The sequence below is a fragment of the Paenibacillus dakarensis genome (assembly GCF_001373415.1).
Classification (GTDB): domain Bacteria; phylum Bacillota; class Bacilli; order Paenibacillales; family Paenibacillaceae; genus Paenibacillus_AQ; species Paenibacillus_AQ dakarensis.
In genome coordinates, this window is record NZ_CDSE01000086.1 from 57691 (window position 1) to 74664 (window position 16974).

16 protein-coding genes and 8 tRNA genes are annotated in these 16974 nt (G+C 44.4%); 3 read left to right on the forward strand and 21 right to left on the reverse strand.

What is annotated here, in order from left to right; all coding sequences use genetic code 11:
* Positions 1-6: 6 nt before the first annotated feature.
* From BN1234_RS18550 to BN1234_RS18565, 4 genes are all read right to left on the reverse strand, one after another.
* The gene (locus tag BN1234_RS18550) at positions 7-972 is read right to left on the reverse strand and encodes a cation diffusion facilitator family transporter (RefSeq protein WP_054958136.1); all 966 of its coding nucleotides are present in this window, start codon (positions 970-972) and stop codon (positions 7-9) included.
* Positions 973-1096: 124 nt separating this feature from the next.
* Positions 1097-2011 carry a protein translocase subunit SecF gene (gene secF, locus BN1234_RS18555; protein WP_054958137.1) on the reverse strand — a complete coding sequence of 305 codons (915 nt, stop codon included), beginning with the start codon at positions 2009-2011 and terminating at the stop codon, positions 1097-1099.
* Positions 2001-3251 carry a protein translocase subunit SecD gene (secD, locus tag BN1234_RS18560; RefSeq protein WP_054958138.1) on the reverse strand — a complete coding sequence of 417 codons (1251 nt, stop codon included), beginning with the start codon at positions 3249-3251 and terminating at the stop codon, positions 2001-2003. Before secD ends, secF begins: the two co-directional genes overlap by 11 nt.
* A gap of 134 nt (positions 3252-3385) precedes the next feature.
* Positions 3386-3643: a post-transcriptional regulator gene (locus BN1234_RS18565; RefSeq protein ID WP_054958139.1), complete on the reverse strand. Its 258-nt coding sequence runs from the start codon at positions 3641-3643 to the stop codon at positions 3386-3388.
* A 199-nt stretch (positions 3644-3842) separates the two neighbouring features.
* On the opposite strand from BN1234_RS18565, the gene spoVB reads away from it, so the two are divergent.
* Complete coding sequence (gene spoVB, locus BN1234_RS18570; protein ID WP_054958140.1) at positions 3843-5441, forward strand: stage V sporulation protein B; 1599 nt, start codon at positions 3843-3845, stop codon at positions 5439-5441.
* Between the two features lie 25 nt (positions 5442-5466).
* Here spoVB and BN1234_RS18575 read toward each other — a convergent pair whose 3' ends face one another.
* Positions 5467-6210, reverse strand: coding sequence for a YetF domain-containing protein (locus BN1234_RS18575; protein WP_054958153.1), 744 nt, complete (start codon positions 6208-6210; stop codon positions 5467-5469).
* 226 nt (positions 6211-6436) lie between these two features.
* On the opposite strand from BN1234_RS18575, the gene BN1234_RS18580 reads away from it, so the two are divergent.
* Both BN1234_RS18580 and BN1234_RS18585 read left to right on the forward strand, forming a co-directional pair.
* Positions 6437-6826, forward strand: coding sequence for a TIGR04086 family membrane protein (locus BN1234_RS18580; protein ID WP_054958141.1), 390 nt, complete (start codon positions 6437-6439; stop codon positions 6824-6826).
* An 87-nt stretch (positions 6827-6913) separates the two neighbouring features.
* A complete protein-coding gene (locus BN1234_RS18585; protein WP_245640221.1) occupies positions 6914-7750 on the forward strand; it encodes a phosphatase PAP2 family protein in 837 nt (278 codons plus the stop codon).
* Positions 7751-7863: 113 nt separating this feature from the next.
* Here BN1234_RS18585 and yajC read toward each other — a convergent pair whose 3' ends face one another.
* The 16 genes from yajC to BN1234_RS18665 form a co-directional block, all read right to left on the reverse strand.
* Positions 7864-8169, reverse strand: a complete 306-nt coding sequence (gene yajC, locus BN1234_RS18590; RefSeq protein ID WP_054958155.1) for a preprotein translocase subunit YajC — start codon at positions 8167-8169, stop codon at positions 7864-7866.
* 51 nt (positions 8170-8220) lie between these two features.
* Positions 8221-9360 carry a tRNA guanosine(34) transglycosylase Tgt gene (tgt, locus tag BN1234_RS18595; RefSeq protein WP_054958142.1) on the reverse strand — a complete coding sequence of 380 codons (1140 nt, stop codon included), beginning with the start codon at positions 9358-9360 and terminating at the stop codon, positions 8221-8223.
* Positions 9361-9378: 18 nt separating this feature from the next.
* Positions 9379-10410 carry a tRNA preQ1(34) S-adenosylmethionine ribosyltransferase-isomerase QueA gene (gene queA / locus BN1234_RS18600; protein ID WP_054958143.1) on the reverse strand — a complete coding sequence of 344 codons (1032 nt, stop codon included), beginning with the start codon at positions 10408-10410 and terminating at the stop codon, positions 9379-9381.
* 5 nt (positions 10411-10415) lie between these two features.
* Positions 10416-12518, reverse strand: coding sequence for a SpoIID/LytB domain-containing protein (locus BN1234_RS18605; protein WP_054958144.1), 2103 nt, complete (start codon positions 12516-12518; stop codon positions 10416-10418).
* A gap of 103 nt (positions 12519-12621) precedes the next feature.
* A complete protein-coding gene (gene ruvB, locus BN1234_RS18610) occupies positions 12622-13629 on the reverse strand; it encodes a Holliday junction branch migration DNA helicase RuvB (RefSeq protein ID WP_054958145.1) in 1008 nt (335 codons plus the stop codon).
* 29 nt (positions 13630-13658) lie between these two features.
* Positions 13659-14270 carry a Holliday junction branch migration protein RuvA gene (gene ruvA / locus BN1234_RS18615; RefSeq protein WP_054958146.1) on the reverse strand — a complete coding sequence of 204 codons (612 nt, stop codon included), beginning with the start codon at positions 14268-14270 and terminating at the stop codon, positions 13659-13661.
* Positions 14267-14770: a crossover junction endodeoxyribonuclease RuvC gene (ruvC, locus tag BN1234_RS18620; protein ID WP_054958147.1), complete on the reverse strand. Its 504-nt coding sequence runs from the start codon at positions 14768-14770 to the stop codon at positions 14267-14269. The genes ruvA and ruvC overlap by 4 nt, the downstream gene beginning before the upstream one ends.
* Before the next feature lie 201 nt (positions 14771-14971).
* Complete coding sequence (locus BN1234_RS18625) at positions 14972-15670, reverse strand: BofC C-terminal domain-containing protein (RefSeq protein ID WP_054958148.1); 699 nt, start codon at positions 15668-15670, stop codon at positions 14972-14974.
* 160 nt (positions 15671-15830) lie between these two features.
* A tRNA-Pro gene (locus tag BN1234_RS18630) sits at positions 15831-15904 on the reverse strand.
* 119 nt (positions 15905-16023) lie between these two features.
* A tRNA-Leu gene (locus tag BN1234_RS18635) sits at positions 16024-16103 on the reverse strand.
* A 61-nt stretch (positions 16104-16164) separates the two neighbouring features.
* Positions 16165-16241: transfer RNA gene (locus BN1234_RS18640), tRNA-Arg, on the reverse strand.
* Between the two features lie 7 nt (positions 16242-16248).
* Positions 16249-16323, reverse strand: a tRNA-Gly gene (locus BN1234_RS18645).
* 36 nt (positions 16324-16359) lie between these two features.
* Positions 16360-16435, reverse strand: a tRNA-Lys gene (locus BN1234_RS18650).
* 136 nt (positions 16436-16571) lie between these two features.
* Positions 16572-16648: transfer RNA gene (locus BN1234_RS18655), tRNA-Asp, on the reverse strand.
* Positions 16649-16667: 19 nt separating this feature from the next.
* Positions 16668-16744: transfer RNA gene (locus tag BN1234_RS18660), tRNA-Met, on the reverse strand.
* A 35-nt stretch (positions 16745-16779) separates the two neighbouring features.
* A tRNA-Val gene (locus BN1234_RS18665) sits at positions 16780-16855 on the reverse strand.
* Positions 16856-16974: the final 119 nt, after the last annotated feature.

Sequence of the window (16974 nt, forward strand, 5' to 3'; positions counted from 1 at the left end):
GTATTATTACTGCGGTAGTGTCGGCAGATCATTATCCACCAAATCATAATTAGATTTATAAGGATATCCGGGCTCATAAGGAACTACAACCACGTTTACATCGGAAATGTGTACAAATCGGTGCAGCAAAAGATTTTTGATCCGCCCCGCTATTTCATGTGCTTCCCAAACGGTAATACGTGGATTTACGCTAACCTTTATATCCAGATTAACCTGGCCCTGGCGTGTTTGTCTGAATTCCTGTACCCTCAAGTCTTCGATTGTAATGACACCATGCACTCTTTGAATCGTATCCAGATAATCAGCATGATTGTTATGCTGCAGTATATCAGAGCTTGAACCATTTACGCAGCGAACGATCAGGTTGTAGCCTTGCCGGAACACCAACCCGGATACGATAAGGGCAGCAATGGAATCCATATATAGCAATACCTGCACTTTGAAAGTGGGTCCAACCCAGGAAAGGAAAAGGCCAATCAGAACAATCAATGATGAGTACAACCCAAAGCGATGATTTTCGGAATGAGCCTCCAACTGGCGATCATCTTTCTTAAACTGACGAACATGATATTGAAATATGATTTCATTCACGCCAAGTGATATTAACACAGTTATAAGCGCCAGCTCACTTGGAGTCTCTGGTATCCCCGTCGAAATGTCCCTTATAGCGGAAACGGCAATTTGCAGACCACCCATCAGGATGATTACCGAAAATATGATAGACATAAATGGAACAGCAGGTTGTCCAGACGCCCTTAGTGCCTTATGGTCAGATCGCTTCACACCCCCAACAATCGGCAAACGGTCCACAAGTATTGACACAGCATTAGCAGCGGTATGCATAGCATCGCTCATCAAGGCCCTGCTGCCGGAAATGTATCCGACGATTCCCTTGACTATAGCTATACTAAAATTGCTTATAATGCCGGTCCAAATGGCTGTATCCGTATGTGACAAACGTTCGTTATTCACATGAGGCCCCCCTCAGCTATGCTCTATAACGCATATGCTGCTAACTTAGAAAGCCGCGTCGCCTACGACGCGGCTTTCTGCATGAAATATTAAATCATGCTGTTGTTAATCATGCTTTTAATGATTAGATGTCTGATTTTGTAGGCTTCGGCTTTGCTGTTTTATGCTTTGACACATCTTTACCCTTCAACAGCAGCCAAAGCGGGCTGGCGATGAAAATTGAAGAATAAGCTCCGAACAACAAACCAATTACGATTGCAAGCGAGAACATTTGAATCGATTCTCCACCCATGATAAACATGAAGAAAGCTGCAATAAACACCGACAAAGCGGTATATAGAGACCGCGCAATGGTTTGTGACAAGCTGCGATTAACGACTTCAACCAGATCAGAATACTTCTTGATCTTAGCGAACCGCATATTTTCGCGAATACGGTCAAAGATTACAATCGTATCGTTAATCGAATAACCGATAATCGTCAATATGGCGATAATAAAAGTCAAATTCACTTCCAGACGGAAGATGGAGAATATACTGATCACGACAAAAGCATCATGCAGAAGCGCAACAATGGCTGCAATCGCAAATCGCCATTCAAAGCGAATGGTGACATAGATAATAATCCCGATACAAGATAACAATACTGCATAAATAGCATTTTGCCCAAGCTCTTTAGCCATTTCAGGATCGACTGTATTCACTTCAAACGAAGCATCCTTGTCCAGCTTCTGAACGCCGGCCTTTAAAGCATGATCCTGAGGCTCCGTCAGCACTTGGCTAAACCGGATATTTACGCGATTATCACCTGGTGTAACACTGGCTTCTTCTTCAATCCCAGCTTCCTTCAGAACCGGAGTAAGCTGGTCTACAGTTATCGGCTTCGTTGTAGTAATATCCACATTGGAGCCTGAACGGAAATCAACACCGTAATTTAATCCTAGGGTAGCAAGAAAAATCGCGCCCACAAGGGTCAGAACAATCGAGAACGTATAAAAGTACCGACTGGCGCCTACATAATCAAAGTTTTTAAAGCGCACGTATGTCACTCTCCTTTACCCTGAAATGCTTCGGTTTGCTAGCCCAACCCATCTTAACAAGCAAATTGAGCAAGAAACGGGAGAAGTATACGTTCGTCGCAATACTTACGAGAATCTCCAGGATCAATACAAGCGCGAAACCTTTAACCCCGCCTGTACCGAATGCAAACATGACTGCCGCAACGATAATTGTCGTTATGTTGGAGTCCATAATCGTACGGAATGAGGATTTACCACCTGCTTTAACAGAAGAGGAAACACTCTTTCCACTGCGCATTTCTTCACGGATCCGTTCATATGTGATGATGTTCGCATCCACAGCCATCCCGATCCCGAGTATGAACGCAGCAATACCAGGCAATGTCAATGTAAAGTCTGCTAACACAAAGATGAGTATAAGAACCCAAGTGTGCACAATAAGGGCAAAGCTTGCAACCAAGCCTGGAATCCGATACATACCGATCATGAACAGCAGAATTAATGCAGATGCAATCAAACCTGCCTGAAGCGTTTTGTTGAGTGATTCCATTCCCAGGGTTGCTCCTACACTTTGGGAGTACTTCTCCGTTAACTTCAGCGGCAGTGCACCGAGGTTAATTGTATCACGAATTTTCTTGGCTTCATCAAGTGAATAATTCCCTGTAATTTGCGCAGTTCCGTCCGTCAAAACAGCTCTAACGGTCGGAGCAGACAGCAATTCGTCATCCATAAAAATAGCCAGTTCTTGTCCAAGAAGACGTTCTGTAATTTCAGCAAACTGGGCTTTATCTTTTACTTTGATGTCGATCATTGGCTGGTTTAAGCTATCATAAGCAACAGAGGCTCCGTTCTCTACAAAATCGTCACCACGAAGCTCAATTTTGCAAAATTCTTCTCCCTCTTTACAGCCATCATTACTTCGGAACGTTAGGTTTGCTGGTTCTTTCATCGTCTTGCGGACCTCAGCCTCGTTGGTCACACCTGCAACCTTCAGACGAATACGGTTTGTCCCCTCCGGTGTTACCTCCGGCTCGGTAGTTCCCAATGCGTCTGCACGTTTTTGTAAACTTTTAGCGGTCTCCTGCAGGGCTTCTTTTGTCACCTGCTGGCCTTCCATTAATGGCTCAGCCTCATAAAGGATTTCAAAGCCGCCCTTTAGATCCAAACCTAATCGAACGTCTTTTAACAATCCCGGGCTCGATACTGCCATGATGGCGGTGACCACGAGTACGGTAACGATGAAACTGATGATTCTTTTCATGCCGTCCCTAGTTCCCCCTTCTATATTCTCAATATTCCTATTATAGCCATGCGTCAAAATCCAGTCAATTTATCATTAATTGTCGACCAGCTTAAAAATGAAAGATTTCCAACGAAAAAAGGGCCCTACCTTCATCAATCGAAAGGAGATCCCTTATATGCCGATATTGTCATATAATTCATCAAACTAGTTGCTTTCAACGATAAAATATCATTCACCAGTTGATAGAGGGGCGGGATTCCCTTCTTTTCGTATTTACTGTTTACACAATTCCAAATATCCTCATTTGTCACATATTCGTAACCTATCATTTTAAATTCTTCAACCTTGCTGGAGCAGATCATTTCAATCGCGGCCATCAACTCTTCATCACTCATCGATTCCATTTCCATGTTCAGCGCCTCCTCCTGTTACCTTAAAAGCTTACATTCGACTATCATCATACCAATCCCTTCTATTCCGTTCCATGCTCATCCAAAAAAAAGTAAAGCATCAGATAGGACATGTAAGGCATATCCATATAACTAAGACATCGAACAGCAAGTCCAGCAAAGGATATGGATTTTTTATTACCAGGGAGTGGGATGAACATTGAACAAACAGTCATTTATTAAAGGTACCATCATTCTCTTAGCCGCAGGTATCATCAACCGGTTACTCGGATTCATACCACGAATTGCCCTGCCACGAATCATCGGGCCGGAGGGCGTCGGAATTTACCAACTGGGTTATCCATTTTTTATCGTTCTTGTCACCATCATTACCGGCGGCATCCCACTTGCCATAGCAAAGATGGTTGCTGAAGCAGAAGGTTCAGGTAAAAGCTACTACTCTAAACAAATCCTCCATACCAGTCTAATGTTAACAATAACCACCGGTAGTTTTTTTATGATCCTCAGTCTTCTGCTGGCCCCATGGGTTACTAGCGTGATCTTGCCCGATCAGCGGGTGTATCAGACTTTTGTCAGCATGACACCAATGATGATCATTATTGCCGTTTCGGCTGTTTATCGGGGTTACTTTCAAGGTAAACAGAATATGGTCCCTTCTGCAACATCATCGATCATTGAAACGATAGTTAGAATTGTGTGTATGCTTTGGTTTGCACATCTTCTGATGCCTAAAGGCCTGGCTTTCGGGGCCGCAGGGGCTATGCTTGGTACCGCAGTCGGGGAGCTCCTGGGAATGTTTGTATTGCTCTGGCAGTATGCACGGGATGGTCGCTCCAAACCATTTCCCAGCGACAATACGAAATCACCTGAACTGCAATCAAAGCTTGCATCATCACCAACTCCAGCATTTGAAAATCGAAAAATACTTAGGCGAATCCTTGGCATTGCTATTCCCGTAACCGGAGGGAAAATGGTCGGATCCCTTTCCTACCTTATGGAATCCATCATAACAGCCAGAAGTTTAGCTATGGCAGGCATAGCGACTTCTATTGCAACTGCCCAATACGGCGCACTTCAAGGGATGGTAATCCCTCTGCTGCTGCTTCCAGGAGCCATTACGATGTCTTTAGCCGTCGCGCTTGTCCCCTCCCTCTCGGAAGCGGCAGCCAGAAAAGATCTGGGCACCATTCATAAGCGAATGAATCAAACCCTTCGGCTTTCATTTGTCACAGGAGCTCCTTTTGCCGTAATTATGTACATTTTAGCAGAACCATTAAGTGCATTGCTGTACGGAAATACAGAGATTAGCGGGATGCTTAAGATTATGGCGCCCTTTGCGCTGTTTCTTTATGTACAGGCACCGCTTCAAGCTGCCCTGCAGGCATTAGATCGACCTGGTCGAGCTCTGGTCAATACACTTGTCGGTGCTTTGATAAAAATGAGTCTAATCTTATACTTATCCTCTAATCCCGCTTTCGGGATCAAGGGAGCAGTCATTGCAATCATTGTAAACAGTATTATAGTGACATTGCTTCACGGGTACAGCGTATCGAAGTTAATTGGTTTCCGGTTTAAATTTATGGATATCATCAAAACAGCAGCGGTCATGACCATTATGGGGGCTGGTGTTTTATTAAGTTATCAATATTTTCCGTTTCCGCATATTCCTTGGCTTCAGTTTCTTTCCGCTGCCGGTTCTGGCGGGTCATTATATCTAATAGTCATTTTCATGACGAAACTGGTAACCTTTCGTGACTTAATGCGAATACCTGTGATCGGCAAGTGGTTTAACCGATAATCATTCATTAATTCCTCATTTCGGGCTAAGACTCTTTACAGTCTACGTACAGTCTTCCCTTATGATCAATGGAGCATAGGAACACCTCTTTAAAATCCTTAGCTCCGTTCCTTTGAATCTCGTTCTTCAGCCAAAATCTTGTTTTATCAATGAGGGCCAGGTTTTCATCCTGTACCTTTCCATCCATAATGAGGGGAATCGGCAGCCCCTCATAAGTTATTTTGCTATATGGTATCTCGATCCTGTTAGCGTCTTGACTAAGCTTCTCTCCAGAATTTTTGTCAGTCGATTTTATAGGATTAGCCTTATTACCACTTAAGCTGTCTGATTGATTTGAATCATTCATGGAATCAGACGCATCTTTTTGAATAACTGTCAGTTGACCTGAGGTTTCAAGAATAGCAAATTCTACATCTGCCAGGTTATCGATGTCTTTCCCCCTAAGCTGCTGCATCAGATCATCCAGATTATAACGAAGTTTAGTCATTTCGTTTCGGTTTAACTTTCCTTTCGACACAATAATGCTGGGTTTTCCGTCTGCCAGCAGCCGTACTTTACGGTTTTTCAACCCCCAATAGGCAAGCAGCACCTGTATCGTAACAAGCACAGCAATCGGTATAAGCCCGTCATACAGAGGTTTATTCGCATCTTCGAGAACAAAAATTGCGATTTCCGCAATCATGATGGAGATAACCAGGTCAAAAATAGACAACTTGCCGATCTCCCTTTTTCCCATAATACGCATGGTTACAAAGGTGACCCCGTACATCAGAATGGTCCGGAAAATAAGGATTGTAATATGTGTGAACAAATGACTTCCCTCCCGGCTGTTTGAACGAATTCGTGTACTGGTATTCTGACCTCTGGCCCCTTATTCCATTCGGCTTTTCACGATTAATTAATGGTAATCACACCAGCAGACAAGATAGTAATAACAATGGAGGCTTGGCCATAGAATGAATAGTAATTGATGTTAAGCAAAGGGGGTTAATTTATTGGAACCGATCAGGCGCGCTTTCTCCTTAAGAATTACGAGTCCCGTTCTTTCTGGCTTACTGTACTCTTTTTTGTGGATGTTCTTAGGGGCTTTCGGACTGTCATTACTCTTATGGGGGAGCAGTCTCTCTGAAGATGATTTATCACTGTACACCTTTCTGATTCAAGGAGTATCCGCTTTATTTGGTGGTATTGTCAGCGGTAAACGGGCTGGTAATAAAGGTTGGTATCATGGCTGCGTAACAGGTTTATTGTATGGAATTACGCTTATTTTAATAGGCTTTCTCGCCTTAGACCGTTCCATGACACTCAGCGATCTTACTATCCTTACTACCGTATTCATTGCAGGATCAATTGGTGGAATGTTTGGTGTAAATTTACGTAAATAAATTGTTAATTCTCTTTCCTCAAACTGTGTTACACTGAGAACATTGTTTGTTTTGTTTATGATTAGGAAAGAGGAGGCTTTTGTTTCATTGTTATATCAATCCATGAATACCATAGCCCTATTTACTACCTTAAATGTGATCATTCTCTTGTGGGTCGGTACTCTACAAAACCCGTTTAAGGCATTATTCGCTCTTGTTAAAGAATTGGTTACAACCCCTCGTTTTTTTATATTATTTGCGTCCATGGTAGCGATCCTTATTCTGAATAAGTACGAGCTACAGATTGAGCAGGAACATCTAATTTCCCCGAATGATTTTACACCGATGATTTTTCAGTGGGAAGGTTCCTTAGTACAACACATACAAAATCTGTTTTACAGCCCTTGGATCACTCCGGTTCTTGCCTATTTTTATTTGCTCGTCTTTCAGGCATTAATTATTGGATCCGTAGGTGTATACCTAATTCAACAAAACAAGGCATATGTATATGCCACATGTTATGCAATTCTGATTAACTACGCCATGGCGATTCCCTTCTTCCTATTCTTTCCGGTGAATGAAGCATGGTCTTACCAGCCAGCAGGCGTCACGTTTTATATGCTTGAAGTCTTTCCTGATTTCGAAAAAGTATATCGTCCATTATCAGGACTCGACAATTGTTTCCCAAGTCTTCATACATCCTTGTCTGTAACCATGGCCGTCCTTGCATTGCGGTCTGGAAATAGACGATGGGCTATCATTACTGGCATCAGCGCAGCTTTGATTATTTTCAGCATTTTTTACTTGGGAATTCACTGGGTATCGGATATGATCGCTGGCACCCTTTTGGGATTAATCGCTTCAATTTTAGGTATTTATTTAGGGAAAATAACCCACTCCAAAGCAGTGCGTTCTCGAACTTTTCTCTTCAGCAAAAATTCCTAACAGGCTGTGAACAACAAACGCGGTCATGATCGCAACAAAAAAGTCTGGTCCCGAAAGGGAACCAGACTTTTTTTGTTTATTCATTTCGAAACTTAAGGCTGTAGAAAGGCTATTTATACAGCAGAATCTGTATTGGTGCTGTGGCTGATTGAACTGCGATCAAATGTCAATTTCGTGACATCATTCACTTTCAATACCACTACGTCATCAGTGATCTCTACAATGGTGCCGTGAAGACCGCCAATTGTCACTACCTTATCACCCTTTTTCAGAGCACTAAGCATAGCATTACGAGACTTCTGCTTCTTCTGCTGTGGACGGATAAGCAGGAAGTAGAAGATGACAAACATCAATACGAATGGCAGAATTAAACCAAGAATTCCACCGCTTCCTGTAGCTGGCTGAGCTGCGATTAACATATCATTCATTTCTTTCCCCCCCTTCATGGACTTCCCATGATGGTTTTACGTTTAAAACCCTTTTTCATTATCATGCAGACCGTATTTTTCAAAAAACTCATCGCGGAAATCTAGCAGTCGATCTTCCATGATGCTCTGCCGCACGTTGCGCATCAGATTGAGAAGAAAATGAAGATTATGGTACGTTGTCAGCCTTAGGCCAAACGTTTCATCACTCTTAATCAAATGACGTAAGTAAGCACGCGAATAGTTACGGCATGTATAGCAGTCACACTCTGGATCAAGCGGTCCAAAATCCCTGGCGTATTGGGCATTGCGAACGACAAGACGGCCTTGACTTGTCATCGTCGTTCCGTTGCGGGCGATCCGCGTCGGAAGCACACAATCGAACATGTCCACACCCCGGATAGAGCCTTCCAGCAGCGCATCAGGCGAGCCGACCCCCATCAGGTAACGCGGTTTATTGTCCGGAAGCAGGGGCACCGTGTAATCCAGCACTTCATACATCAGCTGCTTGGATTCTCCCACACTAAGTCCACCAATAGCATAACCCGGAAAATCCATGGAAGTCAAATCACGCGCACTCTGGCGGCGAAGATCCTCATACATCCCGCCTTGTACGATAGCGAACAGCCCTTGATCATGTGGACGTGCATGGCTCTTTAAGCATCGTTCAGCCCAGCGTGATGTACGTTCCGTAGATTTCTTCACATAATCATACTCAGCCGGATACGGAGGGCATTCATCAAATGCCATCATAATATCCGAGCCAAGCGCATTTTGGATTTCCATAGCCACTTCCGGTGAAATAAACAGCTTGTCCCCATTTAAGTGAGACCGAAAGTTAACGCCTTCTTCTGTTATTTTTCTCATTTCTGCCAGACTAAATACCTGAAAACCTCCACTATCAGTCAAAATCGGACGATCCCAGTTCATAAATTTATGAAGACCGCCTGCTTCCTTAATAATGTCATGACCAGGACGGAGAAACAAATGATACGTGTTGCTCAGTATTATTTGTGCATCCATCGCTTTTAATTCTTCTGGGCTCATCGTTTTAACGGTAGCCAGAGTTCCTACAGGCATAAAAGTCGGTGTCTCAATGACACCGTGAGGAGTGTGCACGCGGCCAAGTCTTGCACCTGACTGCTTGCATGTTTTGATATGTTCATAGGTGATCGCTGCTGCCATTTGGTTAGACCTCCGAAATTAATAAATAAACATGGCGTCTCCGAAGCTGAAGAACCGGTATTCCCGCTCAATCGCTTCATGATAAGCCTTTAGAATATGCTCTCTTCCAGCCAAAGCACTTACAAGCATAACAAGCGTGGATTTAGGCAGATGAAAGTTTGTTATTAACGCATCCACCACTTTAAATTCATATCCCGGATAAATAAAAATACCCGTCCAACCGCTGCTTGCATGCAGCAGCCCGCCCTTACACTGGCTTCCGACTGTCTCCAGCGTTCTGCAGGAAGTGGTGCCCACTGCAACAACACGACCGCCTCTTCGCTTCGTTTCATTTAACAGTTCTGCCGTTTCCTGCGACAAAATATAGTACTCTTCATGCATAACATGGTCCTCTACCCGGTCAACGGACATCGGCCGGAACGTTCCGAGTCCTACGTGAAGTGTTATAAAAGCAATGTCTACCCCGCGCTCACGTATACGATCAAGCAGTTCTTCCGTAAAATGCAGTCCTGCTGTCGGAGCCGCTGCTGATCCCTCATGCTTGGCATATACCGTTTGGTAACGATCACGGTCATCCAGCTTCTCCTTGATATAAGGAGGCAGCGGCATTTGTCCAAGAGAGTCCAATATCTCCTGAAAAATTCCGTCATATGTGAACGACAGGATCCGCGCTCCCATATCCCCTTCTTCTTCAATGACTGCACGCAGTTTGCCTTCCCCAAATGTTATAACATTGCCCTTCTTCAGTTTCTTTCCGGGCTTAACGAGTGCTTCCCAGCGGTCCCCGTCAAGGTTTTTGAGAAGAAGCACTTCCGCTTTTGCTCCTGTATCTTCTTTAACTCCAAAAAGGCGGGCAGGAATTACTTTCGTATCATTTAGCACCAGTGTATCTCCGGGAAGCAAATGGTTAATAATATCTCCAAACACCTGGTGAGACAATTCACCATTCTCCTTATTAACGGTCAACAGCCGTGATGATGCACGGTCAAGCAAGGGTGTCTGTGCAATCAAATGTTCAGGTAAATCAAAATCATACAGGTCTACATTCATGATGGTCATTCCTTAATAATAATTGAGTTTTGGTAATAGTGTTGCAAAATAGCTTTATAATCATACCCTTCATCAGCCATACCTTTAGCTCCCCATTGTGACATGCCGAGTCCATGTCCATTACCTTTGCCCGTAAATTTGAATCCGGCGGTCTTATCGACGACGATGGATTTTTTGTCAGCGTTCATCACAACAGAGCCTGCTCCTGATGCATTTTGTACGCCGGATGCAGAGATTACAGAAATATTCTGACTTCCTGAAAGAGTGGTAATCTTACCACTTGCGCCCAATACAGTATAACTTCCCGTTGGTTCAATATCAAACATCGTGCTTGGGAGCCCTTTAAAAGCTGAACGGAACATATCAGGATACTTCACATCCAGGATTTGTCCATTTGCCTTAACCTCAACAGCTCGGCCTGATGGTCCTCTTTTGGTAACCTCCAGGGTATTTATCGAAGCTGGAAGACTCGAAACCTTACCCTTTAAGGATTCAAGAAGTTGTGCTGAGGTATACGGGCCTCTGAGCCATTCATAACTGTTAGATTCATTTACTTTATCCAGTATAACTGCCGTATCGCCCGGATTCATCTGGGTAACTGGATTTACAGCCGACTGAATAAGCGGCAGCGGTCTAATATTGGTGCCTGTTGCAGTAACCGTCATTACGGAGAGTCCTGCGGCTGTAAAGTTATCTGTTATTTTTACGTTGTCTTCACGGACGTAACCTGTCATGCCATTAGGTAAAATAATATGATACCACTTTTTCAATGCCGTCTGGGACGATACATCGCCAGGACTTTTTACCGCTGCAAAAATACTGCTGGGGCTATTCCACACCTCAGAAGGATCGGCCGTCATTCCCCCGCTGTTGGAAGAGAACACCGTCTCCACCAGCTTGTTATTACTCATCAGCACCTCGCCTTTAGTTTCGTTTACTGCTTGAGTAATGCTTCCCTTCTCAGAGCCCGTTCCGTTATAAGCCTGACTAAGTACGGTATCAACAACATGAGCTACTTCAAATTTCTTACCCTGATATATTGCGTAGCTGCGCGCAGCTACGGCTTGAGCTTTCAAAGCTTCTGCTCCCCATGATGAAGGCACCTCGGCACCTACAACGGAATACAAGTACTGTTCAAACGGCAGCTCGTTAACAAGGTATAGCTGGCCGTTCTTCGTACCAACTTCCATCGCCCCTCTATATGTACGTTCAGAGCGCTCCTTCACTTGAATGCCTGCCCCTGATCCCTTAATCCATAACTTGGATGTCGATCCTGTGAGCATATAATGATGGAGTGGCTGGGCTTGGGAGAGATTAAGGCCTACGTCTTGTCTCAAAATGATTCCTGCGGTATCTTTAGCCACTTCATTTAATGTCGTAGAGGATACTGCTTGCGCAGCACTCTTTACAGCAGCCAGGTCCACCGTGTTAGCCGCTTCTCCAACCCATACAGCATACTTGGCACCAGCACCAGAAGGCACCAGCACATTCACCGCATCAATTCCTGCACTGCTAAATGTCATACGGACCTTTTCAGCTGCAGCTTGCGAGTCAAATTGTCCTGCTGACAGGTATAAGGAACCCTTTACAGCTGGAACTTGACCATTCAAATACGCAGAAACTGTTTTAGCCGTTCTAGCAGCACCTTCCTTCGCCGCTTGCTCTGTGGCGTACATCCCTGAGTATAACTGATATACATTTCCTGCTTGTGTCGAAGACAGGAATAGTAGAGGCTTGTCTAATGAAGTAGCTTGAAGCTTCTTAGCTGCCTCGGATGCCGTTTTCCAATCCTTAGTCTCCAACACTTTTACCCGAAAAGAATCTACGCTTAGGCGAACTTGTTCAGCTGCCGGGATCGACAGCACTTCTTGTGAACTTCCGGAAGTAATAATGGAGCCACTCAGAGCTTCAGCTGACTTCAACGTAACCGCTGGAGTCGTTGACTTATACCTGCTTCCTAAATCTAAAAACATGGCAACCCTGATCGAATCCAGTGAGGGAGCCGCCGCGTTTGCTGCGGGTGCCTGCCAGACGCCTCCCGCCACAACAATGGCGAGCAGCCCTTTAATACACCATGAACCAATGCTCCGTTTCCAATTCACTGTCATATAAAATTCCTCCTGCCTAATAAGAATGTCAATTTCGTATCCCGTTTCCTTTAACCTTTAAACACAGAAATTCTCATCTCGCACGGCCTAAGTTCTGCCCGTGCTACCGACGATCCGCAGGAAACGGGATTCCTAAATGGTTGTATGCAGCCGGAGTGACAACACGCCCCCTTGGAGTCCGTTGGAGAAAACCGATCTGAAGTAAATACGGTTCATATACATCTTCAATCGTCTGGCTTTCTTCTCCTATGGTAGCAGCTATGGTATCAAGCCCGACCGGTCCTCCCCGGAAGCTGTGTATCATGGCATTCAGCATTTTATGATCAATTAAATCAAGACCTACTGGATCAACCTGCAGCATCTTGAGAGCTTCCTGTGCGATATCCGGAGTTATCATCCCATCACCGCGAACTTGTGCATAATCACGTACCCTCTTCAAAAGACGATTAGCAATTCGGGGTGTCCCTCTGGACCGAAGTGCAATTTCACCGGCTGCTTCCCCCAATATTTGAATTCCAAAAATATCGGCACCCCGGGAAACGATATAAGTTAGCTCATCCACTGAATAAAACTCCAGGCGGCTTACAACACCAAAACGATCACGCAGCGGTGCAGACAGCAGACCAGCCCGGGTCGTTGCCCCGATTAATGTGAATGGAGGCAGATCAAGCCTTACTGAACGTGCACTTGGGCCCTTGCCAATCATAATATCTAGAGCAAAGTCCTCCATTGCCGGGTACATAACTTCCTCCACTGTACGATGCAGACGATGAATTTCGTCGATGAACAATACATCTCCCTCTTGCAGATTCGTCAAAAGAGCTGCTAAATCACCCGGACGCTCAATTGCGGGTCCCGATGTGGTTCGCAGGTTAACCCCCATCTCATTCGCTATAATGTTCGCAAGCGTTGTTTTGCCGAGCCCTGGTGGTCCGTACAACAGCACGTGATCCAGCGCTTCTTTACGCATTTTTGCCGCTTCGATATATATTTTAAGGTTTTCCTTAACCTGATCTTGTCCTATATATTCTGCCAAGTAACGGGGACGCAGACTAAACTCTACTGCCTGATCCTCCATCATTAAGTTAGCCGTTATGATACGGTCATCCATCTTCCACAACTCCTTTTACAAACCAAATCTTAACCGGCGAACAATAATTGCAGTGCCTGTTTCATGATAACATCCACAGATTCCCCAGCCGTTTTATCCTTGATCTTGAGCCATACTTTATCCAGCTCACTATCCGTATAGCCCAGTGCTTTTAACGCCTCACGGGCTTCAGCCCAGGCAGAACTGTCATCCTGCTCAATCTCGTTCACCGCAAAAAGCCCTGTAGCAAACATAGCGCCACTGAACCCTTCAAGCTTATCTTTCAAATCCAGAATCATTCGCTGTGCTGTCTTCTTGCCTATTCCCGGCAGTTTGATAAGGAACGATATGTTTTCCTGGTAAATCGCGTTTACAACATGATCTGGGGATCCCCCGCCCAAAATACCCAGGGCTACCCGAGGACCGATGCCGGAAACCTCAATCAGCTTGCGGAACAGCATTTGTTCCTCTCTTGTAGGAAAGCCAAACAATAGTATAGCATCCTCACGCACATGATGATGAGTAAAGATCGTAACCGGACCTTCAATTTTAGCAAAAGCATACGGATTCGGACAAAATACCTGATACCCTACACCCTGAACATCAAGAACTACGTATTCATTCTCCATATGGACAAGCTGTCCGCGTAAAAAATCAATCATTTTCGAAGTACCTCATTTAACTTAGAATTAAGTGAATATGAATGAGCATGACATATGGCAACAGCCAGTGCATCGGCCACATCATCAGGTTTTGGAACACTTTGCAATTTCAAAAACATGCGCACCATTTCCTGCACCTGCTTTTTCTCAGCTTTTCCGTATCCTACGATCGCTTGCTTGACCTGCATAGGCGTATACTCAGCAACGGGTAATCCCTGCTGCGCTGCAGCTAATATAAGCACTCCACGGGCTTGTGAGACGGACATCGCTGTTGTTACATTACGGTTAAAAAACAACTTTTCAAAAGCAACTGCCTCTGGCTTATACTTATCAATCAACTGCACCATTCCATCGTACACAAGCTTCAAACGGTCCTCATCCGGCGTATGAGCCTCCGTCTGAATACTCCCGTATTGAACAGGTATGACTTTACTTCCTACTTTATCTACAAACCCGAAACCGACAATCGCAATTCCGGGGTCTATTCCCATAATTCGCAAACCTAATCTCTCCTCTTAAAGCGAACATATGTATCGTTCTATTCATTATAACAAAAGATCAGACTCAATTGAGGAAAAAGTTTGAACCATTGATATCCTGTAACTCCGAAGACACCAAAAAAAAGGAGACACAACCGTGCCTCCTTAACTAAATTTCCTATTCAACTTTTATATATGAAATAACAGAGCTTCACACTTCACTTAATGAGCTTTCATTACATTTTCAGCAATATCTCTCGCATAATCACTAAATGTCGACAGCACACTGTTGTATTCATCAATATCCTGGATGCGTATCCCATTTTGAAGCTGCTTTAATACATCCTTAGGCAAAGAGGATTCAATCGACTTAATGTCCAACTGAAAAAAAGTACGTATGACTCTTTCCTCCTGTGGTGGTCCTTCGAATAACGTTAGGTTTCCATTCGCATCCACGCTCATATAAGCTTGTTCCTTACAGGTTGGCGACAGATCATCTGTGACGTTTCTTTCCAGCCAAACTTCACCGTCCTGACCCATTTTCCCTTTCCAAGATGGATTATTGTTCAAAAGCGTATATATGGATTCAGCGTTCATGGTGCCTATATCCTGTTCCTCTACACCGCATACAAATGTTGTTCGCAAATAAACCTTCATTTTCCCTTGGACCTCGTTTAACTGCTGCATGAACACTCGCTGATCATCTGAGGTTTCGTCACTTCCTTGATACAGGTAATGAAGTGCCTCTAAAGCAATAGGCGAATCTAACGTTTGAGTTAATAGCTTTTCCGTTTGTTCAGGTAATGTCTGACCTGCCCAAGCAAGGCCTCCTATAATTAAAAAAAGCGTAAAGCTCCAAATCGCTCTTTTCCATCGTCTCCATCTTTTCCTGAATTGTTTTTTTATTCTGAAAACACTCAAGTTGATCCCCTTCTGTCTCATCATTTTTCATAGTTTGACCGAGACGCCCCGCATTTATTCAGTCTAACTATATTGTGATCCGTCGAAATGTCGCAGAAGAGGAGAATAACAAAAAAAGATCCATTAACCAGAGTGACTCTGATTAATGGATCTTTATCAATCGGGACGACACGATTTGAACATGCGACCCCCTGGTCCCAAACCAGGTGCTCTACCAAGCTGAGCTACGTCCCGAAAAGAAAATGGTAATAAGATAATGTCATAGATTGAACATAAATAAAAAAACAACCTCGGTCAGAACAATAAATAAGCTCCCAAAATAAACACTTAAGAGCTTATTATCATTAATTTAATGCCGGTGAAGGGACTCGAACCCCCACGGTTTCCCTCACGATTTTGAGTCGCGCGCGTCTGCCAATTCCGCCACACCGGCTTAAAATAAAAACAACCTCTTTATAAGAGGGTAAAGCCAATTATAATTACACAAAAATAAATGGCGCGCCCTGAGAGATTCGAACTCCCGGCCTTTTGATTCGTAGTCAAACGCTCTATCCAGCTGAGCTAAGGGCGCAAATTAATGGAGCGGACGACGGGAATCGAACCCGCGACCCTCGCCTTGGCAAGGCGATGCTCTACCGCTGAGCCACGTCCGCAAACAATATATTCAGTTAGATACTTCTTAGCAAAGATGGTGAGCCATGAAGGACTCGAACCTTCGACACCCTGATTAAAAGTCAGGTGCTCTACCAACTGAGCTAATGGCTCTCAATCAAAGATTAGAGAATTAGTGGCGGAACTGACGGGATACTCTCTCTTCGTTCGAGACTGCGAAGTAATGCTATCGAAGAAATAGCTCCGACGAACCCTATTTGGCTTCTCATCCCTGGTGTTATTTCAAAAGTGGCGGAACTGACGGGATTCGAACCCGCGATCTCCTGCGTGACAGGCAGGCATGTTAGGCCTCTACACCACAGTTCCATAATATGTAGATAATAATTGGTTGCGGGGGCAGGATTTGAACCTGCGACCTTCGGGTTATGAGCCCGACGAGCTACCGAACTGCTCCACCCCGCGTCATTAGTAAGGTGATACTGTATTGAAATTGATTATGGTGGAGGCTGAGGGGTTCGAACCCCCGACCCTCTGCTTGTAAGGCAGATGCTCTCCCAGCTGAGCTAAGCCTCCATATTGTATTTCAATATTTTGATGTTGAAAGTGGTGACCCGTAGGGGATACTCTCTCTTCGTTCGAGACTGCGATGTATTCCTAACGACGTCTATGCTTCGACGAACCTTGGGGTTCTC